This is a genomic window from Flavobacterium hibisci, from assembly GCF_020026925.1.
Classification (GTDB): domain Bacteria; phylum Bacteroidota; class Bacteroidia; order Flavobacteriales; family Flavobacteriaceae; genus Flavobacterium; species Flavobacterium hibisci.
This window is the reverse complement of sequence record NZ_JAIQDW010000001.1, coordinates 1-26,436: the sequence shown is the minus strand read 5'-3', so window position 1 is coordinate 26,436 and position 26,436 is coordinate 1. Positions and strand designations below refer to the sequence as shown.

Sequence of the window (26,436 nt, the reverse complement as noted above, 5' to 3'; positions counted from 1 at the left end):
GATAATTAGATAATTGTGACATTTTCTAATTGACTCATTATATTATTTTAGTAAATGGAATTTCGTCTTTTAATGCCCTCAGAATAAAATTATCATTTAGTCCATTGACTATCCAGGTTTCAATATTGGCCGCTTTAGCAATTCCTGCAGCTTCTATTTTAGACTGCATTCCTCCTGTTCCATGCGATGATTTTGAATCTCCGATTTCTTTTTCAAGTGATTTTAAATCATCTACCAATGTAATCGTTTCTGGAATTTCATTGTGAATAGTTTCTTTAGTGTAAATTCCGTTTGTATTGGTTGCAATTATTAGAATATCAACATTTAGCAGCACTGCTGTTAATGCCGCTAATTTGTCGTTATCCCCAAACCGAATCTCATCTGTCGCAACCGTATCATTTTCATTGATGATTGGAATATAATTGTTTTTTACTAATACATTAATAGTGTTTACAATGTTCTTTTTGGTCTGTTCTTTTTCGAAATCAGAATAAGAAAGTAAACACTGTGAAGTATTTAGTCCTAAATCCTTAAAATTCTCATTGTAAATCCGCATTAAATGAGGCTGTCCGATTGAAGCTAAAGCCTGTTTTACAAAAACATCTTTATCCTGATTATCCAGCTTTACAAATTGCTTTGCCGCCGCAATTGCTCCCGAACTTACGATGATAAATTCATATTCGTCGTTTAAAGCCGCAATCTGTACTCCGAGGTCTTCAATCTTTCCCCGCGAAATATGGTTGGTTTCTTTGGTTAAAGTATTACTTCCTATTTTTAATAAAATCCGTTTTTTAGCCATTTTTTCTAAAAGATGCTAAGGTTCTAAGACGCTGAGATTCTAATTTTTCAGAATTTTCAAATTATCTAATTACCTCAATTTTCACATTATCTCACTTACCTAATCTGCCCTTCTCCGTAAACGTACCATTTATTAGTTACCAAATGCTGCAACCCAATCGGACCTCTTTGATGCAGTTTATCAGTACTAATTGCTAATTCTCCGCCAAGGCCGAATTGTCCTCCGTCTGTGAATCTTGTTGATGCATTTTGATAAACTGCAGCGGCATCTATCGATTCCATAAACTGTTGCGCAACTTCGTCATCTCTTGTAATAATTGCTGCAGAATGTCCTCCGCAGTATTTATTAATCATATCAATGGCATTTTCCTGAGAATCGATGGTTCCGATTACAATTTTATAATCTAAAAACTCCTCGTACCAAATATCTTCGTTTTGAATGGTTTTCGTATTCTCGAAATTCTCTAACGACTTGTCGACAATAACTTCCACTTTTGATTCGATTAAAGCTTCAATTAACATCGCTGTAAAACCTTCAAAATTGGGAAGTTTAGAACTGATCAAAACTTTATCTAATGCATTACAAGCCGAAATTTTAGCCGTTTTAGCATTTAAAATTACTTTTAAAGCCAAATCTGTATCAGCATCTTCATGAACGTAAACAAAATTATTACCGCGTCCGCTTACAATTACTGGGCAAGTCGCATGTGCTTTTACAAACTCAATTAATTTTTCTCCTCCTCTCGGAACAATTAAATCTACTTTTTGAGTTGGTTTTTCTAAAAATGCCTGCGTTTCGGTTCTGTTGTAATTCAGATATTCTACCCAGTCTTTAGAAACCCCATTCTCTTCTAAAGCTTTATGCCAAAGACTTACAATCTTTAAATTTGATTTTAAAGATTCTTTTCCGCCTTTTAATAAAATCTTATTTCCGGATTTAAAAGCAATTCCGCCAGCTTCAATCGTAACATCTGGACGAGATTCGTAGATAATTAAAATGGTTCCGAAAGCTGCGGTTTTATTCACAACTTTAATTCCATTATCATGAGTAAAATGAAAACGCTCAATACCGATGGGATCTTCCTGGGATGCTAACTGATTCAATGACAAAATCATTTCATCAACTTTTTTATCATCTACTTTCAGGCGTTCTTCCATCGCTAAGTCTGAACCGTCATAATCACTAAGATCTTCCTGATTGGTCAAAATAATCTGAGTCCGCTCTTGTTCGACCAGCTTTGCCATAGTCCGCAAAACCGTATTGCGTATTTCAATTGATAATGGTTTCATTTTTTTATAGTTGGTTGTTTTTTGGTTGTTTCTTTTTTATCGAAACTTTTTTATCCTAACAGGTTTAAAAAAACCTGTTAGGTTTGTTACTTGAAGATAATTTCCAAGTCTAACTTTTATACCTAACAGGTTTTGGAAACCTGTTAGGATAGTTATCTGTTTAGTTTTTTAATTCTTCTAAACTTTCTTTTAAAGCTTTTACAAACGTATCGATATCTGCTTTTTTCACAGTTAAAGGCGGTAAAATTCTCAATAGATTTTTATTGTTTGCGCTTCCTGTAAAAATGTGTTTTTCGATAATTAATTTCTTTCTCAAAGCTGCTACATCAAAATCAAACTCTACTCCAAGCATTAAGCCTTTTCCTTTTACTTGTTTGATTCCTTCAACATCTTTGATTTTCTCTAAGAAATATTCGTAAACTTCATTTACATTCTTTTGTAAATCAAGCTTTTCAATTACATCTAAAACTGCGATTCCTGCTGCGCAAGACAAGTGGCTTCCGCCGAAAGTAGTTCCTAATAATCCGAAACTTGCTTCGAATTTTGGAGAAATCAAAATTGCTCCAACTGGAAAACCGTTCCCCATTCCTTTTGCAACTGAAATAATATCAGCATTGATTCCGTGGTGTTGGAAAGCGAAGAATTTACCGCTTCTTCCGTATCCTGATTGTACTTCGTCTAAAATCAAAACCACATCGTGTTTTTTACATGCTTTTTCTAAAGCCTGAAAAAACTCCGTTGTTCCTTGGTCTAAACCTCCAACTCCTTGGATTCCTTCAATAATTACAGAAGAAACATCTCCTTTTGCTAATTCCGCTTCAACCAATTCGATCTGGTTTAAAGGTAAAAATGTTACTTCTTGCTGTGCATTTATTGGTGCCACAATCTTTTTATTATCTGTAACGGCAACGGCTGCAGAAGTTCTTCCGTGGAAAGAATTATGAAAAGCTACAACTCTAGATTTTCCGTTATGGAAAGAAGCTAATTTTAAAGCATTTTCGTTTGCTTCAGCACCAGAACTGCATAAAAATAATTCATAATCTTCTAATCCTGAAAGTTTTCCTAATTTCTGCGCCAATTCAACCTGCAAAGGATTCTGAATCGCATTTGAATAAAAACCTAAATGATCTATTTGATTTTTAAGTTTTGCAACATAATCCGGCTGCGTGTGTCCGATAGAAATCACACCATGTCCGCTGTATAAATCTAAATATTCTACTCCTTTGTCGTCGATAATGGTACAATCAATTGCTTTTACTGGAGTAATGTCATATAATGGGTAAACGTTGAATAAGTTCATTTTTTGAAAAAGTTAAATGTTATTTGTTAAAAGTTAGAAGTTCAATGCAATACGGTTACATTTGGGCTTAGAACTTTAACTTAAAAATTATTGTAAAGTTTAGAAGTTGAGTTCAGACGTTTAACATCTAACTTTTAACCTCTAACTTCCACTAAAATCCGCTTGGTTTCAAATGTAAACCTGTGGTTTCTTCTAGTCCGAACATTAAATTCATATTTTGAATGGCTTGTCCTGAAGCACCTTTGGTTAAGTTATCTATTATTGATGTTATAAGAACCCGGTTTCCTTTTTTCAATAAACTAATGATACATTTGTTCGTTTGTACAACCTGCTTCATATTGATGTTAGTTGTTGTAACGATTACGAAAGGCTCATTTTTATAGAACTCCTGGTATTTTTCAACCAATTGTTCCAAACTATCATCGCATAATGTGTAAAGCGTTGCAAAAATTCCTCTTGGAAAATCTCCTCTATTCGGAATAAAAAGCAATTCACTGTCAAAATCATCTTGCAGCTGAACCAAACTTTCGGAAATTTCACCTAAATGCTGGTGTTCAAAAGCTTTGTAATGCGACATATTATTGTTCCTCCAGCTAAAATGAGAAGTTTCCGAAAGACTTACTCCCGCTCCTGTACTTCCTGTTGTCGCATTAATATGAACATCATTATTCAGCAGATTGTGTTTTGCCAAAGGCAGTAAAGCCAACTGAATAGCAGTTGCAAAACAACCTGGATTGGCGATGTAATTTGCTTTTTTGATTTCAGATTTATTGATTTCTGGCAGTCCGTAAATGAAATCTTTTCCTTCGAAATGCGCATCTTTATTCAATCTGAAATCATTTCCTAAATCAATAATTTTCGTGTGACTTGCAAACTGATTTTCTTTCAAAAATGAAATTGATTTTCCGTGACCTAAACACAAGAAAACAACATTCACATTCGGATTGATTTCGGCTGTGAAATTCATTTCAATATCGCCCATCAAATCATGGTGCGCCACAGAAAGTGGTTTTCCTGCGTTTGTTGTGCTGTAAACAAAATCTAATTTGGCGTTTGGGTGATACATCAGGATTCTAATTAATTCTCCTGCTGTATAACCTGAACCACCTATTATTCCGATATTAATCATAATTTTATTTTTTAAGATTCTATAAAGAAATCTTTTGTTTTATTATTCTGCAACAATAAATTTAGCAGATACAAACTTTACATAAAATGCCTTTATCTGTTCAGGACTCAGTAAATTTGTCTCATGAGGAGAAACAACATCATATACTTCTGTATAACTAGAGTTAGCACCAATATGAATATAGGAGTCTTCATCAATAATTTTTTTTATAGGTGTCAATACTACTCCGTTATAATCCAATGTTATAGAAGTTGTTCCTTTAATTGCTAGCTTGTTTGGATTGTTGAATTTTATATTATATCTTAAACGAGAAGAACCATTACCTGTGTCAGCAATAAATTCAAATAAAACAACTTCATAGGTGATTTCTTTTAAAGTCTCATTATCAGATGATTTTACATCATCACTTTCACAAGCTAAAAACAATAAAAGAATTGGAAATAAAAAAAATACTTTTGCCTTCATAAATTAAGTATATATATCTAAAAATAACAAACAACTAATTATTCAAATTTTTCATTATTTACAGATGAAAATATATTTTGAGCATTTCCTAAAATCTTAATAAATCCTTTTGCATCGTCTGATGTCCAGGCATTGTTCATTTCCCCATATTGACCGAAACCTGTATTCATCAAATCATTTTTAGATTCGATTCCGTCAAGCGAAAAATGATATGGTTTTAATGAAACAGTTACTGTTCCGTTTACTGTTTTTTGAGTGTCTTGCAGGAAAGTTTCGATGTTTCTCATAACAGGATCTAAAAACTGACCTTCATGAAACAACATCCCATACCAGTTTCCTAGTTGTTCTTTCCAGTATTGCTGCCATTTTCCCAGAGTATGTTTCTCTAATAAATGATGCGCTTTGATGATAATTAATGGAGCAGCAGCTTCAAAACCAACCCTTCCTTTAATTCCGATAATAGTATCTCCAACGTGAATATCTCTACCAATTGCATAAGCATTTGCTAGTTTTTCAAGTTTTACAATATTTTTTTCAGGAACATCTTTTTTACCATTCAATGCAACTAATTCTCCTTGTTCAAAATGAAGTGTTACCTTTTCTTCACCTTCTTTTTGCAATTGTGAAGGATAAGCTTCACTTGGTAATGGTTGTCCTGAAGTTAAAGTTTCTTTTCCTCCAACACTTGTTCCCCAAAGTCCTTTATTGATAGAATATTGCGCTTTTTCCCAAGAATAGCTTACTCCATTTTTTTGAAGGTACTCTACTTCTTCTTGTCTAGAAAGTTTTAGATCTCTAATTGGTGTAATGATTTCGATTTCTGGAGCGATCGTTTGGAAAATCAAATCAAAACGAATTTGGTCGTTTCCTGCACCTGTACTTCCGTGTGCGATGGCACTTGCTCCAACTTTTTTAGCATATTTAATGGCTTCAATAGCTTGAAAAACACGCTCTGCACTTACTGATAACGGATATGTATTGTTTTTTAATACGTTTCCGAAAATCAAATATTTTATAGCTTTATCATAATATTTGTCTACGATTGTAAGGTTTGCGTGTTGTGCACTTCCTAATTCGTAAGCTCTTTTTTCAATTGCTGATAATTCTTCTGCGTCGAATCCTCCTGTGTCAACAAGAACAGTGTGAACTTCGTATCCTTTTTCATTTTTTAAATATTTCAAACAATACGAGGTATCTAATCCTCCGCTATAAGCTAATACTACTTTTTTCATTTTTTATAATTTAGGCTAATACTTTCGTATGTAGCAGTTTGAGATTTCTTTTAATTAGTCTTTTAGGTAAATAAAACAGATAAAATTTTATTTAAAAATAAAGCTTGTTTTATTTTTTTTAATCTTTTCAAAACAGCCTCGTTAAAAGGATGTCTTGGCGGATCTTTTGGCTTATCTTTTGGATCATATAACATTCCGGTACACAAGCACATTTTATTTTCTTTACTTTGAAGAATCGGAAAGTTGGTACATGTTTTACAGCCAGCCCAAAAACTTGGATCTGTTGTTAATTCTGAGAAAGGAACTGGTTTATAACCTAATTCAGAGTTAATTTTCATAACCGCCAAACCAGTTGTAATACCAAATATTTTAGCGTTTGGATATTTTTTCAGGGAATAATCAAAAACTTTTGATTTTATTTTTTTAGCCAAACCTAAGTTTCTGTAATCCGGATGCACGATTAAACCGGAGTGTGCCACGAATTTTCCGTGCTCCCAACTTTCGATATAACAAAAACCTGCGAATTTTTCGTCTACAAGAGCAATCATCGCATCTCCGTTAGACATTTTTTTCTGAATGTATTCAGGAGTCCTTTTAGCAATCCCTGTACCTCTTAACAAGGCAGATGATTCTATAGTATCGCAAATTTCCTGTGCGAATTTGAAGTGTTCTTCCTGAGTAACAACAATAGATATCTTCATTTCAGTAATTGAAGTTTAGCGTTAAATATTAAAACGTATTGTTTGGTTTGAAATTCGAAAAACAAACTAATAAAATCAGACACAACAGAAGTAACACCTTCAAGATCAAAAAGTTGATTGAGGTCTTTTTTAAAAAAATAAATACTTTTGGTATGTGTTTGTCCGATGGACAACTTAAGTGATTTCAAAATAAAAATGAATATAAATAAATACGCGACGAAAAACTCTTTGAATACTATATAGATAGCATCCGTACTTCGGGAGAAGTACCAGGTGAGATTGTCCGTGACAAAGAAGTTGTATGTAAACTTATTTTATTCATCGGTGCAAAAGTACACTATTTTTTTATTTACAAAACCATTTTTTAAAATTCTAACATTTTTTTAATGGAATGTTATTTTATGAAACAAAAAAAAGTCCGATAGATTAGCATAAACCTATCGGACTGAATTATTTAGAAATTTTATTTTAATTTTTAGTAAATGGAATTACTTGCCCATTACCTAAAATAGTCATATCAAAAGCTGTTTTTGCTTCATTAAATTTAAATTTTAAACCCGCTGCATTAGATATAAAAGTATCCTTTTCACCTGCTACAGGTTCAACCGTAAACTTAGGGAAATTGGTAATTTCAACATTTAAAACACTATTCTTTTCAGTTAATTCGATTTTTAAAGGAGCATTTTTTGTAGAATAAAGCCCCAAATAACCATCCAGGATAATATCTTTTTCAACTTTTCCTTTTCCAGCCGTCCAAACATTATTACTTACGTTATTATCCGGAAAAACATGATCAGGATCTAAAGTTATACTTTCTATTTCCTCTGTAAAATTATGTTTGAAAGACCAGTCATTATTACGCTGCCAAATTTCTACAGGTAATTTAACTCTTGCCACTTTCCCGCTTTTTGTTTTTACATCCAGAACAATTGGCATTGGCATTTTGTCTAAGTTCGAAACATTTATGATAACTCCTTTTGCAGGATCATTTTTTATATATTTAATCCAGTTAATTGCCTGATCAAAACGCCAGTTATTTACATACCAGCTTCTCCAGAACCAGCTTAAATCTTCACCAGCCACATTTTCCATAGATCTGAAAAAATCATCAGGCTGAGGATGTTTGTAAGCCCATCGCTGGATATAAGTTCTAAATGCAGTATCAAAACGCTCTTTTCCTAAAATCTGTTCTCTCAAAATAATTAAACCTGCACTTGGTTTAAAATAACACAGCATCCCAATATTGGCTTCCTTCATATTGTCAGGAGTACTCATAATTGTTTCTAAGTCTGGTCTTGTAAAGGGCTCTGCCATTTCGTGTAAATCGGCAGGCTTTTCTTTATATTCACCATTATTAAATGCTTCAGTACTCAATGAATTTATAAAAGTATTGAAACCTTCATCCATCCATCCGAATAATCTTTCGTTTGAACCCACAATCATTGGAAACCAGATATGGCCAAACTCATGATCTGTAACTCCCCATAAATCCTGACCTTTTGATTTCCATCCACAGAAAACAATTCCGGGATATTCCATTCCGCCCTCATTTCCTGCAACATTTGTAGCTGCCGGATAAGGGTATTCAAACCACTGTTTTGAATAATGTTCAATTGATGCTTTTACATATTCTGTAGAACGTTCCCAGGCATTGTTGCCTTTACTTTCAACCGGATAAGCCGATAGTGCCAACGCTTTTTTACCACTTGGGAGATTAATTTTTGCACCGTCTAAAATAAAGGCCGGGGATGAAGCCCACGAGAAATCCCGGGCATTCTTAATCTGATAATGCCAGGTCTTTTCAGTATTTGCGTTGGTGGCGTTTGCTCCGGCTGCTACTTCTTCTGCTGAACGGATAACAACCGTTTTATCACTTTGAGAAGCTTCTTTATAGCGCTTAAACTGCTCCGCCGGCAATACTTCTGCTCCATTTAACAATTCACCTGATCCAACAACATAATGATTAGCCGGAACTGTAAGTTTGACATCAAAGTCACCATATTCCAGATAAAACTCAGAAGCCCCCAAATATGGTGCTGTATTCCAACCTCTTACATCATCATACACACACATACGCGGATACCATTGTGCTATTGTGAATATTTTTCCGTTTTTGGTTTCCAATACTCCCATCCTGTCAGACCCTTCAAACGGGGCAATAAATGAGAATTCAATTTTTATTTTTACAGAACCTCCCTTTGATGCTAATTCCTGTGGAAGAAAAATCTGCATTCTGGTATCTGTAATTATATATTTCGCTTCAGCCTCTGTTTTTTTCTTATCTCCTAAAGTTACTTTGACTGATTTTATTTTATTTCCTCCGTCAAAAATTTGCCCCTGTGCTCCATTACGACTTCCTGTTAAAGGCACAACTGCATTTCCACGTGAGTCATTTTTGAATAAATTCTGATCTAAATTAAGCCATACGGAAGAAAGTTTATCCGGACTATTATTTGTGTATGTAATTTCATCTGTACCGACTATTTCATTTGTAGTAGCGTTTAATTTTGCCGTAATCTGATAATCTGCCCTGTTTTGCCAGTATTCAATACCTGGCTGCCCGCTTGCTGAACGGGTTGGGGTACCATTTTTTGTGTAAAAATGGGGAGCGAATGCATCATGATAATTGTAATTATTAACTGGATTTCCTGCTGTTACCGGTGCCTGCTGAGCAGTAACAGAATAAATTCCTACAAACAAAGCCGTTATCAATAAGGCTTTAGCGAATTTTCTTTTCATATTTTATACCTGTTTATATAGCAAATTAATGAAAAAAAATACTATTCACAGAGAAAACTCAAAGCTTATATTCAATTTTAGCAAAATATTATTAAAAAAGTAATTTAAATAATTTGTCTGTAAAATAAAATTTATAAGAATTATATTTACATTATAAAGGTTTAATCTCACTTAAAAATATCATTTTGGATACAACAATCTCAAATAAAGCACTAAAAGCTTCTATAAAACATGCTGGAGCTGAATTATTTTCATTAACAAACAATCAAAATAAAGAATACATGTGGAATGGAGACCCTAATTATTGGCCAAAACATTCTCCTATACTTTTTCCAATTGTGGGAAGCTTAAAAAACGAAACTTATACATTTAATAAAAAAGACTATCGCTTACCAAGACATGGTTTTGCCCGTGATATGGAATTTCAATTAATTGAAAAAACAGAATCATCTGCCACATTTTCTTTATCCTATGATGAAGAAACACTTGAGAAATACCCTTTTAAGTTTGAATTGCAGATTGTTTACAAACTTGAAGGAAACAAACTGAATATTGCATATAAAGTAATCAATAACGAATCAACACAAATTCCTTTTTCTATTGGAGCCCATCCTGCCTTTGCTTTACCTGAAAATTTTTCAAACTACAGCATTCAATTTGAAAAAGAAGAAAAACTGGAATATTCACTTCTTGAAGATGGATTAATTTCTAATACTAATGAGATTTTAGAAATTTCAAATAATACAGTTCCATTACATTATAAATTATTTGAAAATGATGCTTTGGTTTTTAAAACCCTAGAATCAAATTCTTTAACTATACTTGAAAACTCAAAACCATATATTAAAGTTGATTTTAAGGATTTTCCAAGTTTAGGAATATGGACTAAAGAAAACGCTCCATTTATTTGTATTGAACCTTGGTTTGGTTATTCTGATACACTTGAAAAATCAGGAGATTTATTTAAAAAAGAGGGAATACTGATTCTTGAAGCGAATCAAAGTTTTAATACTTCATTCGATATAGAAATCTTTTAATTAATAACAATAAAAAACCCATTTTGAGATGAAACAAAATGGGTTTGTACTTTATTATATGTATTGCGGATTATCTACTCCATTCTGAAATACTATCCTTGTTCATTTTTACATAATCCTGATTATTAGCCGCTTCTGCAGATGCTAAAGAAATTTTGGCTGTTTCAACTGCTCCCGCTTTATCACCTTGTCTAGCCTGAATTAATGATTTTAATCTTGTAAGATAATAAGGTTTATCAGTACTCAATTCTAATGCTTTATCTACATATTCTCTTGCAAGAATCATATTGCCATTTGACTGGAATAAATATTGGGATGCAGCATAATAATCATTCCATGTTGGGCCGGCCAAAGTTTTTTGAATACTTGCTGTAGCTAATTTAGCAGTAGGAACTTCAAATTTCAAAGCTACATGAGAGTTTTCCCAGGCTATTTCCAAATATCCTGAATTTTGATCCAGATTATTAATTCCTATAGTAAAAGTTTCAACAGGAGTTGGCAATGCATCTTCTTTAACTGTTGTTCTTAGTGCAACATAAGCATCGCTCCAATTTTCAGGCAATCCCCAGTTGTCTGTAGAAAGGTAAAAAATTATTTCCCAGCTTTCTATTTTTGGGATAGTATAAATTGCATATTTTCCTTTTTTTAATGTTTTACCATCAATAACAACATCATCTCCAAAATTGATTATTGTATTTTCATTTGCTCCTGTTCTCCATAATTTTCCAAACGGAACCAGATTACCAAAAACCGCCCTGCCTCTGGCACCTGGTCTTGAATAGGTAACTTCAACATCGGTTAATCCAACGGTTTGCTTAATATACCCTTTTGGACTAGCCTGAGGTGTTCTTATTTGTGCTTCTGTGGCAAGAGGCGCTAAAATAACGGCTAAAGCAATAAGTAGTTTTTTCATTTTCTATAAGTCAATTTGTTTTTTTCAAAATTACGAATTCAAAAAAGGACAAAAGTTAAATTTTACTTAATTCAAACACTTAACTGTGATATTTTGAAAGCATCTAACTCATTAAAGTGATTAATAATCATATTAGCTTCAGATAAATCCTGTCCTTCTGAATTTTCACTTCTGTATCCTACACAAAAAATTCCTGCTCCTTTTGCGGCTTTTATACCATTTGTACTGTCTTCTATAATGATACAATTTTCTTTCGGAGCAATTGACAAAGAAGCAGCATGAAGAAAAATGGCAGGATTTGGTTTAGATTGCGGAAAATCTTCACCACTCACAATAGCAGAAAAATACTGATGCAGATTAAATCGGGTAAAAACACGGTCAATAGTTACCTTTGAAGCTGATGAAGCTAAAATTAACTCTATTCCGTTAGCATATAAATCTTTTATTAAATCCTCAACACCTTCTAATAAATACAGATCTTCTTTGGTATCAAAAGCATCATTAAAAATATTTCTTTTTCTTTGGATCAAATCCTCAACACTATGTTGCAGTGCCGGGAAATATGTTTTTAAAGTCTGAAACGTATTTCGTGTTGAAAATCCTGTGAAGGAAGTGTACATTTCTTCGGAAACTTCAATATTTAATTCTGAAAATTGTTTGTAATAAGCATAACGATGAACGGGTTCTGTATCGACAATTACACCGTCCATATCAAAAATTACTGTTTTAACCATTTTATTGAGTTACTAAGGTTTTGAGATTCCAAGTATTTTATTTTTTATCATCAACTTAAAATCTGAAGCATTAAACTATTCTTTTTTAAGCAAGTGACGTATTACAGTTTCTGCGGCGTGCAAGCCAAATAAAGCAGGGATATAACTATTGGTTCCGTAAAATGATTTTTTAAAGTTTTTACCATCTGTCATTCTCAAACTCTTTTTATCAGGAATCTCAGGAGAAAAAACAACTTTTAACTTATAAATTTTTTCTGCTTTTAACCGGCGTCTAATTGTTTTTGCAAATGGACAATAACAGGTTTTTGAAATGTCCCCCACTTTTACTTTTGAAGCCAGCATTTTCCCACCGGCTCCCATACTGCTTATAATTTTTACTTTTTTACGTTTGGCAGCTAAAATTAAATTTAGCTTCGGTGTCACACTATCAATACAGTCCAAAACATAATCAAATTCTGGGGAAACGATTTCAAAAGCGCGTTCCGGTGATAAAAATTCCTGTACGCGTGTTAACTTTAGTTTAGGATTAATATCCATCAGTCGGTCACTTACAATTTTAATTTTTGGTTCCCCAACAGTTGAATGCAAAGCAGGCAATTGTCTGTTTATATTGGTGATATCTACAACATCTCCGTCAACGATAGTCATATTGCCTACTCCTGCTCTAGCCAAAAATTCAGCTGCAAACGATCCTACTCCTCCTAAACCCACAACCAAAACATTGGCATTCTGCAAGTTATCTAATCCTTCTTTTGTAAATAAAAGCTCGGCTCTTTCTGTCCACTCTGCCATATACTTCTTTTGTTATTTTAATTTGTTTACTTCTTCGTTTCAGAATGATTGATTCTGAACACATCTTTATAATTATGTGAGATTACTGCTTGTAATTCTTCATTTTTTAATTCTTTATAATTTGAAGCTAATTCATAAACCTGTTGAATATTCTCTTCAATCATGTCTGTTTCCAAAAAAAAGCGATCATTTGGTATATTTTGAAAAACTGTTTTTAAATCCGGATTTCGTAATAAAAATTTTCCAAACGAAAGATAAAAGCCTTCCTTAATAAGCTGATTCGCAATCTGATTATTCTTTGAAAAACCATGAATAATCATCGGAACCGAAATATTCAACTTCTTTTTCATTGAAATCACTTCCTGATATGCTGCAACAGAATGAATAACTACTGGTTTTTTATATTTTTCTGCTAAAAACAACTGCTTTTCAAAAACACTAACCTGCTGCTCAAACGGAATTTCAATTCGTTTATCCAGACCGCACTCACCAATAGCCAGACAATTATATTCTTTTAATTTTTCTTCAATAATTTTTAATTCTGCATCAATTCTGCCTTCAACAATGTACCATGGATGAATTCCAATAGAATAAAACGGAACGGAAGCATCAAAATCCTGCGGATATTGATTCACCAATTCTAAAACATCAGGATTATTGGTAAACTGATGTGTATGAAGATTGAAAAATTTCATTAATGAAACGTTTTTACACCAGCCTTAATGGCTATATTTAAATCATTTTCTAATGGAACAATTGGACATGAATATTTATGATTATAAGCACAATAAGGATTATAAGATTGATTAAAGTCGATTTCGATCGTATTTCCTTTTGGAACTTCCAGGTCAATATATCTTCCTCCAATGTAACTCTCTTTTCCACACGTTAAATCTGAAAAGGGTAAAAACAAATGATTTTTATACTTATCTGATTTAGAGAGTTCCACATCCTGATAAACATTCAATTGTAATGCAACTCCATCAATTGTAAAGAAAACCGTTCCATATTTAATGTATTTCGGCTTTCTTGAAGTTGATGTTTTCATTTCAAATGCTTTTTCATTATTAGCTTTTACCAATTTTGCATTCACAAAATATTTACTGCTTATAGGATAAAAGTCAAGTGATTTAAACGCTTTCAAATCATTAGCCATTAATGGGCTGGTTTTCGCATCTGCATATTCCGCATTAATAGTCTTCTGAAATTTTTCAGCATTATTTTTATTGAATTTACCCTGACTATAAGTCCAATTAAATATCAATAATAAAATAAGTACACTATTTTTCATTATAGAAATTTTGCACAAAAATAGTTTAAAACAAACAAAGCAGCAACCGCTTCACGTTACAAAGTTTCCTAACTTTGTTGAAAACAACTTCTTTTATAATGTTAAAAAACGCTTTTCACCATTACATCAACAATTTCAGAGGATTTAGAAGAGAAATATGGATACTTGCTATTATTACTTTTATTAATCGTGCAGGCACAATGGTATTGCCTTTTTTATCAAAATATTTAAAAGAAGACCTTCATTTTACTTATAATCAGGTTGGTTGGATTATGGTCGCATTCGGATTAGGATCAATGCTCGGATCCTGGTTAGGAGGAAAACTATCCGACAAAATAGGATTTTATAAAATCATGATTTTTAGCTTGTTTACTACTGGAATTTCCATGTTCTTGATTCAATATATCACTACTTTTTTTGGACTTTGCATAGGAATGTTTTGTTTAATGGCTATTGCAGATATGTTTAGACCTGCCATGTTTGTTTCACTTGGTGCATATGCGAAGCCTGAAAACAGAACCCGAGCCTTAACATTAGTACGTCTGGCAGTAAATTTAGGTTTTGCTTCGGGTCCTGCCTTAGGTGGCCTGATTATTATGGGAATAGGATATCAGGGGCTTTTTTGGGTTGACGGACTTTCCTGTATCATTTCGATTTCAATCTTTGCCTTACTTGTAAAAGAAAAGAAAAAGGTGAGATATGAAGATAAAGTTGAAAATTCGGCAGAAACAAAATCCGTTTTTAAAGACAGGATATTTTGGGTTTTCTTATTTGTGAGTTTTGTGACCGCTATGATCTTTTTCCAGCTTTTTACTACCTTACCATTATATCACAATGAGAAATTTGGTCTGACAGAATTTCAGACTGGTCTTTTAATGACCTTAAATGGCTTGCTGATTTTTGCATTAGAAATGCCTACTGTCGGATTTTTAGAAAGAAAAGCTTCACCAAAAATAAAAATCATTATCTGGGGGTCTTTTATTATGTCACTAAGTTTTTTTCTATTATTGATTAACATTTGGGCTGGAATTCTCGTGATTAGTATGATTTGTATTTCGATAGGAGAAATTCTTGCTTTTCCTTTTTCTAATGCCTTCGCATTAAGTCGTGCTCCCAAAGGTCAGGAAGGACAATATATGGCACTATACACGATGAGTTTTAGTTTAGCTCATATTATAAGTTCAAAAGTTGGTTTTGAAATTATTACACGATTTGGATATCAGGTTAACTGGTTTTTCATGGCCAGCATTGGTGTCGTCGCCACATTTTGCTGCTTATGGATTAAGAGTGCTCTTATTTTAGAAAAAGCCTCATAAACAAACACTTCCAAAACACTTTATTTCAAGTTATTACATTAAATTTGAAATAGTTTTTCTTCTTTTAAACCAAAACAAACTTCTTTTTTAGTTAATTAACTATTTTTATAGTTGCGTAACTAAAAAAATAGTTGTAGGTTTGATTTAAAATTAAAGCACATGCAAAAATTAACCAACAAGGAAGAAGAAATTATGCATATTTTATGGAAGCTGAAAAAAGCATTCGTAAAAGAAGTTCAGGCAGAAATCACTGTTGAACAGCCACACTACAATACTCTTTCGACAATTATTCGTAATCTGGAAGAAAAAGGTTTTGTTTCACATAATGCTTTTGGAAATACTTATCAATATTATCCGGTAATAAGTTTAGAAGCTTACAGCAAAAAATATATGAAAACTGCTATAGATAATTATTTCAACAGTTCCTATAAAAATATGGTTTCGTTTTTTGCTAAAGAAGAAAAAATATCTGCAGCCGAATTACGTGAGATCTTAGCTATGATAGAATCAACAACAGAAAAAAAATAATCAATTATGGAAGCACTTTTTATTTATATCGCAAAATCATCAGGCTTAGTTATATTGTTTTATTGTGCTTACCATTTTTTGTTACGTAAAGAAACTTTTTTCAATAGCAACCGCTGGTTTTTATTAGTCGGATTAATCACTTCAATAGTACTGCCTTTTTTTGTTTACACCAAAATTATATGGGTAGACCCTGCTCCAATTACTAATTTAAACCTGTCTCAGCTCAATATCCTTCAAACACCTGAAAAAGAATCTTTTGAAATAAACAGGAATTATATTATTCTGCTTATCTACAGTATTGGTTTTATCGCTTTCCTTCTAAAATTTGCAATAGATTTTTACAGCTTGCATGCCATTTTAAAAGGAAAAAAAATACAGCAACAGGCAGATTATAAATTTATCGATGTCAACGATAACATTTCTCCTTTTTCTTATTTCCGGAATATCGTATACAACTCATCAATGTACACGGTATCAGAATTAGAAAATATTCTTGAACATGAAAAAGTGCATAGCGATCAAAATCACACTATTGACGTATTAATTTCCAGATTTTTCTGCATGGTATTCTGGTTTAATCCAATAATATGGTTTTATAAAAAAGCGATTGTTCAAAATCTTGAATTCATTGCCGACAAGGAAGCTGCTAAAAAAATTTCAGACAAGAGATCCTATCAATACACTCTGTTAAAAATAACAACACATGAAAACTGTGTTGCAATCACCAATCATTTTTATCAATCATTAATCAAAAAACGAATCGTCATGTTAAACAAAAATCAATCAAAAAAAAGGAATTCATGGAAGTATTATGCAATTCTTCCAGCACTTGTAGCTTTTGTAGTTTTATTTCAGATTGAAACTATCGCACAAGAAAAAGCCTCTAATATTATCGAGAAAATAAATCCGGATGAAGTTCAATCAGTAAATGTACTTACGATAGATAAAAATACTACAGATGCTGAAATTGACCAAAGAGTAAAAACATTAAAAGAAAAATTTAATATCTCTGCCGTTGTTTCTAAATTAAAAAGAAACTCCAACAATGAAATTACTTCTGTCAATATTGATCTGAAGGATGAAAAAGGAGCTAAGAAATTTAAAAAATCGGCAACATCAACAGGAATTGAAAAAATTGGAATCATTATTATTAAAGACAAAAAAGGAGCTATTTCATTTAATTTTGCTGATAAACAGCCAACTGTAATTGACGATAAAATAGAAGCTAAAGGCGTTTTAATAAAAATAAAGGATACTCAAATTTCTAATACGAATAATGATGCTAAAACTAATTCTGATACTGATACAAACATTAATACAAATGTTAATACAAATACTGTTGTAGATACAGATAAAAACATAATAAAAATCGTATCTGCTGCTGAAAAACCAATAATTATAGTTAATGGTGTCCAAACAAATTCAGAAATGAATATTAATGACATCCCAAATAACGAAATAGCAAGCATTAATGTACTAAAAGGAAAACCTGCCGAAGAAAAATATGGAACAACAGGAAAAAATGGTATCATAGAAATCACTACAAAACACTCAACAGAAAATAATAAGCAATCTTCAAACGTGATTATACAGACAAGAGCAGATAGTTCATCTGATAAAATAAACATCAGAAGCTCCGAAAAACCATTAATCATAATAGATGGAAAAATCACAAACAAGAGTACTGATGATTTAGATCAACAAGATATCCAACAAATAGACGTATTGAAAGACCAGGCAGCTACAAGTAAATATGGGGATAAAGGAAAAAATGGTGTAATTTTAATCACTACCAAAAAATAATTTCGAATAAAATAAAATTAATAATCAGATCATGCAAAAACTAACAAACAAGGAAGAAGAAATAATGCATATTTTATGGAAGCTGAAAAAAGCTTTCGTAAAAGAAGTGCAGGCAGAAATCACTGAAGACCAGCCTCATTATAATACGCTTTCAACAATTATTCGAAACCTCGAAGAAAAAGGATTTGTCGGACATAACGCTTTTGGGAATACACATCAATATTACCCTGTGATAAGCCTTGAGACCTACAGTAAAAAATATATGAAAACTGCAATTGATAATTATTTCAACAGTTCTTATAAAAATATGGTTTCGTTTTTTGCCAAAGAAGAAAAAATTTCTGCAGCCGAATTACGTGAAATCTTAGCTATGATTGAAAATCCAAAAGAAGAACAAAAATAATTATTTATGGAAGCTCTTTTCATTTATATCGCAAAATCATCGGGGTTACTTGTATTGTTTTATTGTGCCTATTATTTTTTATTACGCAAAGAAACTTTTTTTAACAGCAACAGATGGTTTTTACTGACAGGTTTAGCAACATCACTAATTCTTCCTTTACTGGTTTATACAAAAATTGTTTGGATTGATCCTGTTCCGGTTTCAACTGTTAGTTATCCACAAAGTTTTATACCTCAAGCTGTTGAGCAGGAATCATACGAAATCAACTGGAATTACATAGTACTTGCCATTTATTGCATTGGATTTGTTGCACTTATAACAAAATTTGCTACTGATTTCTATAGTTTAAATTCCGTTTTGAAAGGAAAAAAAATACAACAGCAGGCTGATTTTAAATTTATTGATGTATCTGAAAATATTGCTCCGTTCTCTTATTTTGATTACATCGTATACAACTCATCAATGTATACAGATGCAGAATTAGAAAATATAATTGAGCATGAAAAAGTACACAGCAATCAAAATCACACAATTGATGTATTAGTTTCACGAGTATTTTGTGTATTGTTTTGGTTCAACCCTGTCATTTGGTTATACAAAAAAGCCATTTTACAAAACCTCGAATTTATTGCAGATAACGAAGCTGCTAAAAAAATATCAGACAAAAAAGCCTATCAATACACGCTTTTAAAAATAACAACACACGAAAGCTGTGTTGCCATCACCAATCATTTTTATCAATCATTAATCAAAAAACGAATTGTCATGTTAAACAAAAATCAATCAAAAAAAAGGAACTCATGGAAGTATTATGCAATTCTTCCCGCACTTGTAGCTTTTGTATTTTTATTCCAAATTAAAACCATTGCACAAGAAAAAAAGGAAACCAAGGAAATTTCTAAAAAGCCAAATCCTATCGATATTTATAAAATTAAAAAAAACACAACCGATCAGGAATTAAAAGAATTTACTGAAAAACTGAAACAAAATCATGATGTAGATGTTGTGATATCTGATGTTAAAAGGAATACAAAAAATGAATTAACTGCTATTAAAGTTGATATTCAAAAAGGAACTGGTGAAGATCAAACCATTCAGATTGAAGGCAATGAACCAATTAAAAGCTGTGGAATTGTTGTTACAACAGAAAAAGGCTCTAAAAAAATCAATGTCATTACGGATGGCGGTATGGACAAACCAATAGTTGTTGGTGACAATCTTATCCTGAATGAAAAAAGAAGTGCCAAAATAAGTACAATAACAACCATAACACCTCCTGTGCCGCCTACTCCGCCCTCATTTCCAACTGGACCAATGCCACAAGCACCGGCACCAGATATGTCAAAAATGCCAAAACCTCCTGTTCCACCTACAAATCCAAAGGACAAAGTAGCTATGAGTAAATTTGAAAAGGAAATGTCTGAATTTGAGAAAAAAATGGAATCTTTTGAGCCGGACATGTCTGCCTATGAAAAACAGGTTGAAGAAATTATGTCTAAACGTGAAGCCATTTTTGAAAAAGAAATGGAAAAATATGAGATAGCAATGGAAAAATTCAATGCTGACATGGAGAAATTTACTGAAGATATTCAAATAAAATATGGTAAAGATTCGAAGGAGTACGAAATAAATATGAAGCAATTTGAGAATGACATGAAGGTATTCGAGAAAAACATGAAACTTCATGAAAAAGAAATGAAAAAAATGGAGAAAGAAAATCAAAAATCATAAACCAATTTAACTAAAAACACAAAAAAGACTTTGTTAAATAGCAAAGTCTTTTTTATATCTTTGAAAAAATTAAATAATTATGTTTAAAATATTAGCCAAAATAAACAAACTTCTTCTGCCTAGTTTTACCAAACAAGGTTTAGATTTGGCCAAAGCCAAAAAATGGCAATTAGCAATTATCGGTTATCGCGCATACGTTACAAAACGTGCTTTAAATTAGTTACAGATACCTTTCTGAAATCACTCTTAAATGATGATTCTGATGACCTGTAATAATAAAACCAATTGCTCTTACAGAAATTGCCGTATTTGAAGCCGTACCCATAAATAAAAGCTGATCTTCATTTACACTTTCAAAAAAACTAATTGTTGCTTTTCTTGCATTTTCATATTCAGCCAATAAACTTTCTATTGAACGGGAATTAGCAAACGCAAATGGAACATAATCATTTTCTTCAAAACCCGGCAAAGGAGTTTTATCCCCTCTGCTGATTCTTAAAGCCCGATAAGCAAAAATACGCTCTGTATCAATCATATGAAGAACAATATCCTTTATTGTCCATTTTCCTTCCGCATAGCGATATTCTAATTTATCAGCCGGAATATTTTTTATAAAGTTAACCAGCTGTGGCAGCCCTTCTCTTAAACCATCTAATAATGTTTTATCATTAGCAGCTTTTATATAAGTTGCATTAAAAACAGAATATTCATTTGTTGATAAACCTGAAGCTAACATACATCAATTAATTTAAGCCGAATTTCTACTTGCATTTGTATTTCCAAAAAGAGAGCGTGTTACGATTTTCTCATATACTTTTATCAAATCGTGATTGATCGTATTTTCTTTATTCAATTCATTAATTCTTAATAAAGCATATTGCTGTATTGTCAGCAATGGCAATACAATACGCTCTCTTATTTGAATTGACGCTTTGCCGTCTGGATAATTTTCCATAAGTGTTTTATGACCCGCTATTTTAAGTAAAAGACGTTCTGTTTCTTTGAACTCATCATAAATAATCTGCCAGAATTCGCCGAATTCGGGGTCTTTTTTCATATATGCAGTCAATGGTAAAAATGATTTTGCCAATGACATCATACTATTCTCCAAAAGTGTTTTAAAGAATAATGAATTATGATACAAATCACTTACCTTATCCCACTGGTTAGTGTCTTCAAAATGTTTTAAAGCAGTACCTACTCCAAAGAAACCAGGCACATTTTGCTTCAATTGACTCCAAGAACCTACAAATGGAATTGCTCTTAAATCAGCAAAATCCAATTGTTCCGACTTACTTCTTTTGGATGGACGGCTTCCAATATTAGTTTTAGAATAGTATTTTAACGTACTCATCTTTTCTAAATATGGAATAAATTTAGGGTGATTTTTAAAACTCAAATATTTTTCATATCCTAAACCAGCCAATTGAGTCAAAATTGCAGTTTCCTCAGCACTCAGTTCATTTTTGTCTTTACCAAAAACCTGATTTGTTACTCCGGCACTTAATAAATTTTCGATATTGTAACGGCAGGAATCTAAAGTTCCAAAATTAGAACTAATCGTTTGTCCCTGAACCGTAATCTGAATTTCGTTGTTCTCGATTTTAGGCCCTAGCGATGCATAGAATTTATGTGTTTTACCACCTCCACGTGCAGGCGGTCCTCCACGTCCATCAAAGAAAATAGCCTGAATGCCGTATTGTCTGGATATTTGTGTAAGTTCGATTTTTGCCTGATAAATACTCCAGTTTGCCATTAAATAGCCACCATCCTTTGTTCCGTCTGAAAAACCAAGCATAATAGTCTGCTTATTGCCACGGGATTTTAAATGCGCCGCATATTCCGGATTTGTATACAACTGCTCCATTATTGAATGTGCATTTTGTAAATCATCAACCGATTCAAAAAGCGGAATAATATCAACAGTTGGATTTTCCCAGTTGTTTAAACGAATCATAGCAAAAGTTTCCATCACATTTAATGCACTTTCATTATTACTTATGATGTAACGATTTGCACCAAATTCACCATTGTTCTCCTGAATCGTTTTGATAGCCTGAACAGATTCTAAAGTTAGTCTGGTAATATCGTTTTCAAAATCAGCCGGATTTAGATCTCCTTTTACTTTTGATAAGACAATTAATTTTTCATCTTCAGACAAGTCGAAATAATTTTCCGGGAATATTTTTGAATCTGAATTTAAGTAATAATTTACGACATCATGAAAAACAGCATTGTGAATTTTACTGTTCTGACGAATATCCAAAGTCGCAAAATGAAAACCAAATAAATTAATTTTAACCAATAAAGCCTCTAATTCATCTAAATATAAAGACTGATGTTTTTCGATAATTATGGCTCTGATTTTATTTAACTGAGTAAGCAACTCTTCTAAAGTGATATAAATTTCACCTTTAGAATAAAAAACTGATCTATAAAGTTTATATTCAAGTTCCGCAACCAAAGTATCTACACCTGAAAAAGTTAACTTTCTTTTTAAATTACGCATTTCAACATAGTAACATTTCAAAATTGAAGTACGCAGACGCTCAGCAACTTTCAATGTGATATCGGTGGTCACGAATGGATTACCATCACGATCGCCTCCTGGCCAGAAACCAAGTTTTATTAATTGATTTTGAATAGCACCTCCCTGAAGAATATTTTTTTGCAGATAATGCACTATTTCTCCTGCTGTCTCATAGAATACATTTTCCAAATACCAAATCAAACTTACTGCTTCATCATACGGATTTGGTTTTTCATTTTGAATAAAAGGAGTCTTTCCTAACTGCGCCAACAGTTGTTTGATTTTTAATAAATCGTTTTGTCTGATCGCTTCAGTCAAATCATTTATAATCCCAAGAACCGGTCCCGGATAAAATTGTGTTGGATGCGCTGTTAAAACAGTTCTTACATTGAAATTTTCAAGAAAATCGATTAATTCATCATCTTTTTCCTTTGCGTCTGACTTTTCTTTAATATCACGAAGAGAACCCCGTCCTTCCATATTATTTACAACAGGAAAAGCAGCGTCTTCAATAGCATCAAACAATACGATTTGACGTTCGATATACTGAATAAAACGAAACATTAAATCAATCTTTTCTGTCTCAGAAGCGTTATTCAAAAATTTATTTGAGAAAAAATCAAAAATTTCTTTCGGAGTTTCCTGCTTTTTAAAACCTGTTTCGCATGTTTCTGTAAACAACGGAAGCAAAACTCCGGTATTATCAATCGAATCGAAGGGTAATGTTATAAAAACACTATTATAAATGTGATATTTAGAAAGAACATCCTGATTGAAACGTTCAATTTTTGGTAACGTGTACATAATCCTTATTATAGTTGTTGGTTATTTAGTCATAAAAAAACCCCAAGAAAAACTTGAGGTTATATTTATTAATATAGCATTCAAGAAAAAATATTACATATTTTTAAAAATAGTATGCATCAAACGCTTCTTGTCATTAATACTTTCTTCTAATGAAATCATGGTTTCAGTTCTGTAAACTCCTTCGATATCATCAATCATGAAAATAACTTCTTTAGCATGCTTAGTATCCTTAGCTCTGATTTTACAGAAGATATTGAATTTTCCTGTAGTTACAGAAGCTACAGTCACAAATGGAATTTGATTAATTCGCTCTAATACAAATTTTGTTTGAGATGTATTGTTAAGAAACACACCTACATAAGCAATAAATGAATACCCTAGTTTATCATAATCTAAGGCTAATGAAGATCCCATTATAATTCCGGCATCTTCCATCTTTTTTACTCTGACATGTACAGTTCCTGCCGAAATCAACAATTTTTTTGCAATGTCAGTAAACGGAACCCTCGTGTTGTCTATTAACATATCTAAAATCTGGTGATCTACTTCATCTAAACGAAATTTACTCATAATTCTTTAATTAATATTACTAATTTGTATTACAAAGTATAAAAATATATATAAAAAACAACAAATTCACATAAAATTTAACTTTTTATCAGTCCGTTAACAAATTTAACGTTTTTATTTAAATAAAAGTCTGCTTTTTGATCTGGTTTCGGAAAATTGGTAAAATCATCTGAATATGCAGCGCCTTTTGCATCATAGACAAAATGTCCAAAGAAATTTTCTAACTCCCCCACTTCAACTATATAAGCATTAAACTGAATATTGCTGTCAATCAATTCTTCTTTGTATTGTGCGACAAAATTCGTAATAATTTCGATACCATCATAATTTATTTTGACATTTTTATACATAAAATCATAAAAAACCACATTATTTTGTGAAATATTCAAATAATCATTAATCCTATTATTAACTATATCGTTTTCGAAAAGCACTTTAAAACTGGTAATAAGTGAAAAGAATATATACTTTCTGGTAATCTCACGTGAGTAATCATTTTGAAAATGACCTGCTTCGAATAAAATTGTTGGAACTCCCAAATACTGAAATGTATCTCCTATACAATTTAAATTGAACGAATCATCAAAACGCCCTACCTGTCCAGGTATGTGTTTTTGCAGCTCATCATTAATTGCTGCGATTAAGTTAATTGCCTTTAATCTATTTTCGTTTATTTCTCTTTCTTCATTATAAGAAGGAGCTAAAAATGATACGGTAGCAGGTTTTCCAGTTGTACCAGCCCCAAAAATAGTTCGCTGATCATGAAGATTGAAACAAAAATGAGGATTAAAATCTTCAAAAACCCCTCTCAAAACCCTGCTTTCGGGCTGAGTTAAATTTTGCGAATCTCTGTTTAAGTCAATTTCATTAGCATTGACACGAGTATACAATTCTGCTCCGTCCGGATTTAATATTGGTATACAGCAAAAAGTAAAAGCTGAGAGTATATTTTGCGCAAACTCTGAACCATTATTCAAAACATTAATAAAGTCAAACAATGCTTTAGTGGTGGTGCTTTCATTTCCATGCATTTGAGACCAAAGATAAATTCTTGTTTTTCCTGTACCAATTTGATAAGCATATATAGGTTTACCTAAAACTGATTTACCAACAACCTTAACCTGATTGTTTGTATTGATTCTTTCTAATATTGGCTGAATATGTTCTAATGTCAAATAACGACCTTCGATCGACGCTTCTTTGTTTTGATTAAATAATTCTTCTAAATCCATGGTATTTGTTAATTAGTTTACAAAAGTAAATATCTTTATTTTAACAATAGCAATTCGATTAATATTTTAATATTTCAACATTGTAAACTTTTCTCTAAAACAGTAACAAATTAATCCCTGTTCAAAAAAAAAACTTTATAAAACACTATAAATCAATATTATAACATAGAAAATATAAAGTTACAATTTAACAAAATAGATTATTTAACATCGTTTATAATTCTAAAATTATGACAAAGACTCTTTTTTGTTTACATTTGTAAAAACCGAATTTCAAAACAATAGTTTACAATGTTAAACATAGATGGATTTGTAAAAAGACTAGAAACAGTACTGGATTATTATAGTTTAAACGCATCAGCTTTTGCAGATAAAATTGGCGTTCAGCGTTCAAGTATGTCTCATCTCCTATCAGGACGAAACAAACCTAGTTTAGATTTTATAATGAAAATTTTAGAAGTTTTCCCCCAAATAGATTTGTATTGGATTTTGACAGGAAAAGGAAATTTTCCAAAAAACAATAATGAAGTTTCTGCAACATTTACACAGTCATCTGAGTCTGTTTCTTCAAATAAAGATTCGCTCTCTGAAATTGAAATTAATTCTAAAGAAAAAAAAGAAACTGGAAGCTTTTTAGAAATTCAAAACCTGAATCTAAATTTTGAAGACAAGGAAATTGAAAAAATTGTGCTTTTCTATAAAAACGGAACATTTAAAACTTATTCAGCTAATTAAAAAAGTAAAGGTATTTACTTAATTCTTCTACAGCAATTGATAATAAAATCTCGTTCGGTGAATAGAATAAAATAGCTTCATTAAAGGATTAAATCTAATTTGATCTGCGAAAATCCTTTAAAATCTGTGTAAAAATACTTTTGCATATTAATTTTTCATGCAGATTTACACAGATTAAAGCAGATTTAAACAGATTTATATCTAAGCTGATGCGACAGAATTGAAAAAAAAATATTGAGTTATACACTTACTATCTGTTTTATTTCTTTTTGATATATGGGTTTGGTATTTACCATTCTTTCTATCGATTTATGAAAAATACTTGTTTTAAATTGAGAACGGTTTATTCTAAAACAAAAC

25 protein-coding genes and 1 pseudogene are annotated in these 26,436 nt (G+C 31.9%); 8 read left to right on the top strand and 18 right to left on the bottom strand.

The features are described from left to right. Nucleotides 1–37 precede the first annotated feature (37 nt). The 8 genes from proB to K8B81_RS00095 all read right to left on the bottom strand — a co-directional run bounded on the left by proB (nt 38) and on the right by K8B81_RS00095 (nt 9,654). Nucleotides 38–799, bottom strand: coding sequence for a glutamate 5-kinase (proB, locus tag K8B81_RS00130; protein ID WP_223678074.1), 762 nt, complete (start codon nt 797–799; stop codon nt 38–40). A gap of 95 nt (nt 800–894) precedes the next feature. Next, on the bottom strand, nt 895–2,088 hold the full coding sequence (locus K8B81_RS00125) for a glutamate-5-semialdehyde dehydrogenase (RefSeq protein WP_223678073.1): 1,194 nt from the start codon (nt 2,086–2,088) through the stop codon (nt 895–897). A 160-nt stretch (nt 2,089–2,248) separates the two neighbouring features. Further along, nucleotides 2,249–3,388, bottom strand: coding sequence for an aspartate aminotransferase family protein (locus K8B81_RS00120; protein ID WP_223678072.1), 1,140 nt, complete (start codon nt 3,386–3,388; stop codon nt 2,249–2,251). Between the two features lie 151 nt (nt 3,389–3,539). Then, nucleotides 3,540–4,517: an N-acetyl-gamma-glutamyl-phosphate reductase gene (argC, locus tag K8B81_RS00115; RefSeq protein ID WP_223678071.1), complete on the bottom strand. Its 978-nt coding sequence runs from the start codon at nt 4,515–4,517 to the stop codon at nt 3,540–3,542. 42 nt (nt 4,518–4,559) lie between these two features. Next, complete coding sequence (locus K8B81_RS00110) at nt 4,560–4,982, bottom strand: hypothetical protein (RefSeq protein WP_223678070.1); 423 nt, start codon at nt 4,980–4,982, stop codon at nt 4,560–4,562. A gap of 38 nt (nt 4,983–5,020) precedes the next feature. After that, on the bottom strand, nt 5,021–6,214 hold the full coding sequence (locus tag K8B81_RS00105) for an argininosuccinate synthase (protein ID WP_223678069.1): 1,194 nt from the start codon (nt 6,212–6,214) through the stop codon (nt 5,021–5,023). Nucleotides 6,215–6,276: 62 nt separating this feature from the next. Then, nucleotides 6,277–6,915, bottom strand: a complete 639-nt coding sequence (locus K8B81_RS00100; RefSeq protein WP_223678068.1) for a GNAT family N-acetyltransferase — start codon at nt 6,913–6,915, stop codon at nt 6,277–6,279. Between the two features lie 468 nt (nt 6,916–7,383). Then, the gene (locus K8B81_RS00095) at nt 7,384–9,654 is read right to left on the bottom strand and encodes a M1 family metallopeptidase (RefSeq protein WP_223678067.1); all 2,271 of its coding nucleotides are present in this window, start codon (nt 9,652–9,654) and stop codon (nt 7,384–7,386) included. 185 nt (nt 9,655–9,839) lie between these two features. On the opposite strand from K8B81_RS00095, the gene K8B81_RS00090 reads away from it, so the two are divergent. Further along, nucleotides 9,840–10,691, top strand: a complete 852-nt coding sequence (locus tag K8B81_RS00090) for an aldose 1-epimerase family protein (RefSeq protein ID WP_223678066.1) — start codon at nt 9,840–9,842, stop codon at nt 10,689–10,691. 70 nt (nt 10,692–10,761) lie between these two features. Here K8B81_RS00090 and K8B81_RS00085 read toward each other — a convergent pair whose 3' ends face one another. From K8B81_RS00085 to K8B81_RS00065, 5 genes are all read right to left on the bottom strand, one after another. Next, nucleotides 10,762–11,604: a DUF2911 domain-containing protein gene (locus tag K8B81_RS00085; RefSeq protein ID WP_223678065.1), complete on the bottom strand. Its 843-nt coding sequence runs from the start codon at nt 11,602–11,604 to the stop codon at nt 10,762–10,764. A gap of 71 nt (nt 11,605–11,675) precedes the next feature. Further along, a complete protein-coding gene (locus K8B81_RS00080) occupies nt 11,676–12,338 on the bottom strand; it encodes an HAD family hydrolase (protein ID WP_223678064.1) in 663 nt (220 codons plus the stop codon). Nucleotides 12,339–12,413: 75 nt separating this feature from the next. Further along, a complete protein-coding gene (locus K8B81_RS00075) occupies nt 12,414–13,130 on the bottom strand; it encodes a tRNA threonylcarbamoyladenosine dehydratase (RefSeq protein ID WP_223678063.1) in 717 nt (238 codons plus the stop codon). A 26-nt stretch (nt 13,131–13,156) separates the two neighbouring features. Next, a complete protein-coding gene (locus tag K8B81_RS00070) occupies nt 13,157–13,825 on the bottom strand; it encodes a TatD family hydrolase (RefSeq protein ID WP_223678062.1) in 669 nt (222 codons plus the stop codon). Then, nucleotides 13,825–14,421 (bottom strand): DUF1684 domain-containing protein, encoded by a 597-nt coding sequence (locus tag K8B81_RS00065; RefSeq protein WP_223678061.1) that lies wholly within the window; start codon nt 14,419–14,421, stop codon nt 13,825–13,827. Before K8B81_RS00065 ends, K8B81_RS00070 begins: the two co-directional genes overlap by 1 nt. A 98-nt stretch (nt 14,422–14,519) precedes the next feature. Here K8B81_RS00065 and K8B81_RS00060 point away from each other — a divergent pair, with 98 nt between their 5' ends. The 6 genes from K8B81_RS00060 to K8B81_RS00035 all read left to right on the top strand — a co-directional run bounded on the left by K8B81_RS00060 (nt 14,520) and on the right by K8B81_RS00035 (nt 20,422). After that, nucleotides 14,520–15,737 carry an MDR family MFS transporter gene (locus tag K8B81_RS00060; RefSeq protein WP_223678060.1) on the top strand — a complete coding sequence of 406 codons (1,218 nt, stop codon included), beginning with the start codon at nt 14,520–14,522 and terminating at the stop codon, nt 15,735–15,737. A 159-nt stretch (nt 15,738–15,896) separates the two neighbouring features. Further along, the gene (locus tag K8B81_RS00055) at nt 15,897–16,265 is read left to right on the top strand and encodes a BlaI/MecI/CopY family transcriptional regulator (RefSeq protein WP_223678059.1); all 369 of its coding nucleotides are present in this window, start codon (nt 15,897–15,899) and stop codon (nt 16,263–16,265) included. A gap of 6 nt (nt 16,266–16,271) precedes the next feature. Beyond that, entirely contained in the window at nt 16,272–18,068 is a 1,797-nt protein-coding gene (locus K8B81_RS00050) for a M56 family metallopeptidase (protein WP_223678058.1), read from the top strand. 31 nt (nt 18,069–18,099) lie between these two features. Next, nucleotides 18,100–18,471 (top strand): BlaI/MecI/CopY family transcriptional regulator, encoded by a 372-nt coding sequence (locus K8B81_RS00045; protein WP_223678057.1) that lies wholly within the window; start codon nt 18,100–18,102, stop codon nt 18,469–18,471. A 6-nt stretch (nt 18,472–18,477) separates the two neighbouring features. Beyond that, nucleotides 18,478–20,202 carry a M56 family metallopeptidase gene (locus tag K8B81_RS00040; RefSeq protein WP_223678056.1) on the top strand — a complete coding sequence of 575 codons (1,725 nt, stop codon included), beginning with the start codon at nt 18,478–18,480 and terminating at the stop codon, nt 20,200–20,202. A 79-nt stretch (nt 20,203–20,281) separates the two neighbouring features. After that, the gene (locus tag K8B81_RS00035) at nt 20,282–20,422 is read left to right on the top strand and encodes an SsrA-binding protein (RefSeq protein ID WP_223678055.1); all 141 of its coding nucleotides are present in this window, start codon (nt 20,282–20,284) and stop codon (nt 20,420–20,422) included. Here K8B81_RS00035 and K8B81_RS00030 read toward each other — a convergent pair whose 3' ends face one another. From K8B81_RS00030 to K8B81_RS00015, 4 genes are all read right to left on the bottom strand, one after another. Continuing rightward, nucleotides 20,423–20,938, bottom strand: a complete 516-nt coding sequence (locus K8B81_RS00030) for a DinB family protein (RefSeq protein WP_223678054.1) — start codon at nt 20,936–20,938, stop codon at nt 20,423–20,425. Nucleotides 20,939–20,950: 12 nt separating this feature from the next. Beyond that, nucleotides 20,951–23,536, bottom strand: a complete 2,586-nt coding sequence (locus K8B81_RS00025; RefSeq protein ID WP_223678053.1) for a phosphoenolpyruvate carboxylase — start codon at nt 23,534–23,536, stop codon at nt 20,951–20,953. Nucleotides 23,537–23,629: 93 nt separating this feature from the next. Beyond that, nucleotides 23,630–24,109 carry an Lrp/AsnC family transcriptional regulator gene (locus K8B81_RS00020; RefSeq protein ID WP_007805990.1) on the bottom strand — a complete coding sequence of 160 codons (480 nt, stop codon included), beginning with the start codon at nt 24,107–24,109 and terminating at the stop codon, nt 23,630–23,632. 77 nt (nt 24,110–24,186) lie between these two features. Then, the gene (locus K8B81_RS00015; RefSeq protein ID WP_223678052.1) at nt 24,187–25,341 is read right to left on the bottom strand and encodes a M14 family metallopeptidase; all 1,155 of its coding nucleotides are present in this window, start codon (nt 25,339–25,341) and stop codon (nt 24,187–24,189) included. A 291-nt stretch (nt 25,342–25,632) separates the two neighbouring features. On the opposite strand from K8B81_RS00015, the gene K8B81_RS00010 reads away from it, so the two are divergent. Further along, on the top strand, nt 25,633–26,076 hold the full coding sequence (locus K8B81_RS00010; protein ID WP_223678051.1) for a helix-turn-helix domain-containing protein: 444 nt from the start codon (nt 25,633–25,635) through the stop codon (nt 26,074–26,076). A 239-nt stretch (nt 26,077–26,315) separates the two neighbouring features. Here K8B81_RS00010 and K8B81_RS00005 read toward each other — a convergent pair. After that, nucleotides 26,316–26,436 (bottom strand): annotated as a pseudogene (locus tag K8B81_RS00005) (IS1595 family transposase); the annotation flags it as partial.

Coding starts and splice junctions, on each gene's coding strand:
- K8B81_RS00045 (WP_223678057.1), top strand. CDS start 18,100: ATGCAAAAACTAACAAACAAGGAAGAAGAAATAATGCATATTTTATGG.
- K8B81_RS00100 (WP_223678068.1), bottom strand. CDS start 6,915: ATGAAGATATCTATTGTTGTTACTCAGGAAGAACACTTCAAATTCGCA.
- K8B81_RS00010 (WP_223678051.1), top strand. CDS start 25,633: ATGTTAAACATAGATGGATTTGTAAAAAGACTAGAAACAGTACTGGAT.
- K8B81_RS00075 (WP_223678063.1), bottom strand. CDS start 13,130: ATGGCAGAGTGGACAGAAAGAGCCGAGCTTTTATTTACAAAAGAAGGA.
- K8B81_RS00020 (WP_007805990.1), bottom strand. CDS start 24,109: ATGAGTAAATTTCGTTTAGATGAAGTAGATCACCAGATTTTAGATATG.
- K8B81_RS00125 (WP_223678073.1), bottom strand. CDS start 2,088: ATGAAACCATTATCAATTGAAATACGCAATACGGTTTTGCGGACTATG.
- K8B81_RS00070 (WP_223678062.1), bottom strand. CDS start 13,825: ATGAAATTTTTCAATCTTCATACACATCAGTTTACCAATAATCCTGAT.
- K8B81_RS00110 (WP_223678070.1), bottom strand. CDS start 4,982: ATGAAGGCAAAAGTATTTTTTTTATTTCCAATTCTTTTATTGTTTTTA.
- K8B81_RS00085 (WP_223678065.1), bottom strand. CDS start 11,604: ATGAAAAAACTACTTATTGCTTTAGCCGTTATTTTAGCGCCTCTTGCC.
- K8B81_RS00040 (WP_223678056.1), top strand. CDS start 18,478: ATGGAAGCTCTTTTCATTTATATCGCAAAATCATCGGGGTTACTTGTA.
- K8B81_RS00080 (WP_223678064.1), bottom strand. CDS start 12,338: ATGGTTAAAACAGTAATTTTTGATATGGACGGTGTAATTGTCGATACA.
- K8B81_RS00105 (WP_223678069.1), bottom strand. CDS start 6,214: ATGAAAAAAGTAGTATTAGCTTATAGCGGAGGATTAGATACCTCGTAT.
- K8B81_RS00065 (WP_223678061.1), bottom strand. CDS start 14,421: ATGAAAAATAGTGTACTTATTTTATTATTGATATTTAATTGGACTTAT.
- K8B81_RS00060 (WP_223678060.1), top strand. CDS start 14,520: ATGTTAAAAAACGCTTTTCACCATTACATCAACAATTTCAGAGGATTT.
- K8B81_RS00095 (WP_223678067.1), bottom strand. CDS start 9,654: ATGAAAAGAAAATTCGCTAAAGCCTTATTGATAACGGCTTTGTTTGTA.
- K8B81_RS00055 (WP_223678059.1), top strand. CDS start 15,897: ATGCAAAAATTAACCAACAAGGAAGAAGAAATTATGCATATTTTATGG.
- K8B81_RS00030 (WP_223678054.1), bottom strand. CDS start 20,938: ATGTTAGCTTCAGGTTTATCAACAAATGAATATTCTGTTTTTAATGCA.
- argC (WP_223678071.1), bottom strand. CDS start 4,517: ATGATTAATATCGGAATAATAGGTGGTTCAGGTTATACAGCAGGAGAA.
- K8B81_RS00120 (WP_223678072.1), bottom strand. CDS start 3,388: ATGAACTTATTCAACGTTTACCCATTATATGACATTACTCCAGTAAAA.
- K8B81_RS00035 (WP_223678055.1), top strand. CDS start 20,282: ATGTTTAAAATATTAGCCAAAATAAACAAACTTCTTCTGCCTAGTTTT.
- proB (WP_223678074.1), bottom strand. CDS start 799: ATGGCTAAAAAACGGATTTTATTAAAAATAGGAAGTAATACTTTAACC.
- K8B81_RS00025 (WP_223678053.1), bottom strand. CDS start 23,536: ATGTACACGTTACCAAAAATTGAACGTTTCAATCAGGATGTTCTTTCT.
- K8B81_RS00015 (WP_223678052.1), bottom strand. CDS start 25,341: ATGGATTTAGAAGAATTATTTAATCAAAACAAAGAAGCGTCGATCGAA.
- K8B81_RS00050 (WP_223678058.1), top strand. CDS start 16,272: ATGGAAGCACTTTTTATTTATATCGCAAAATCATCAGGCTTAGTTATA.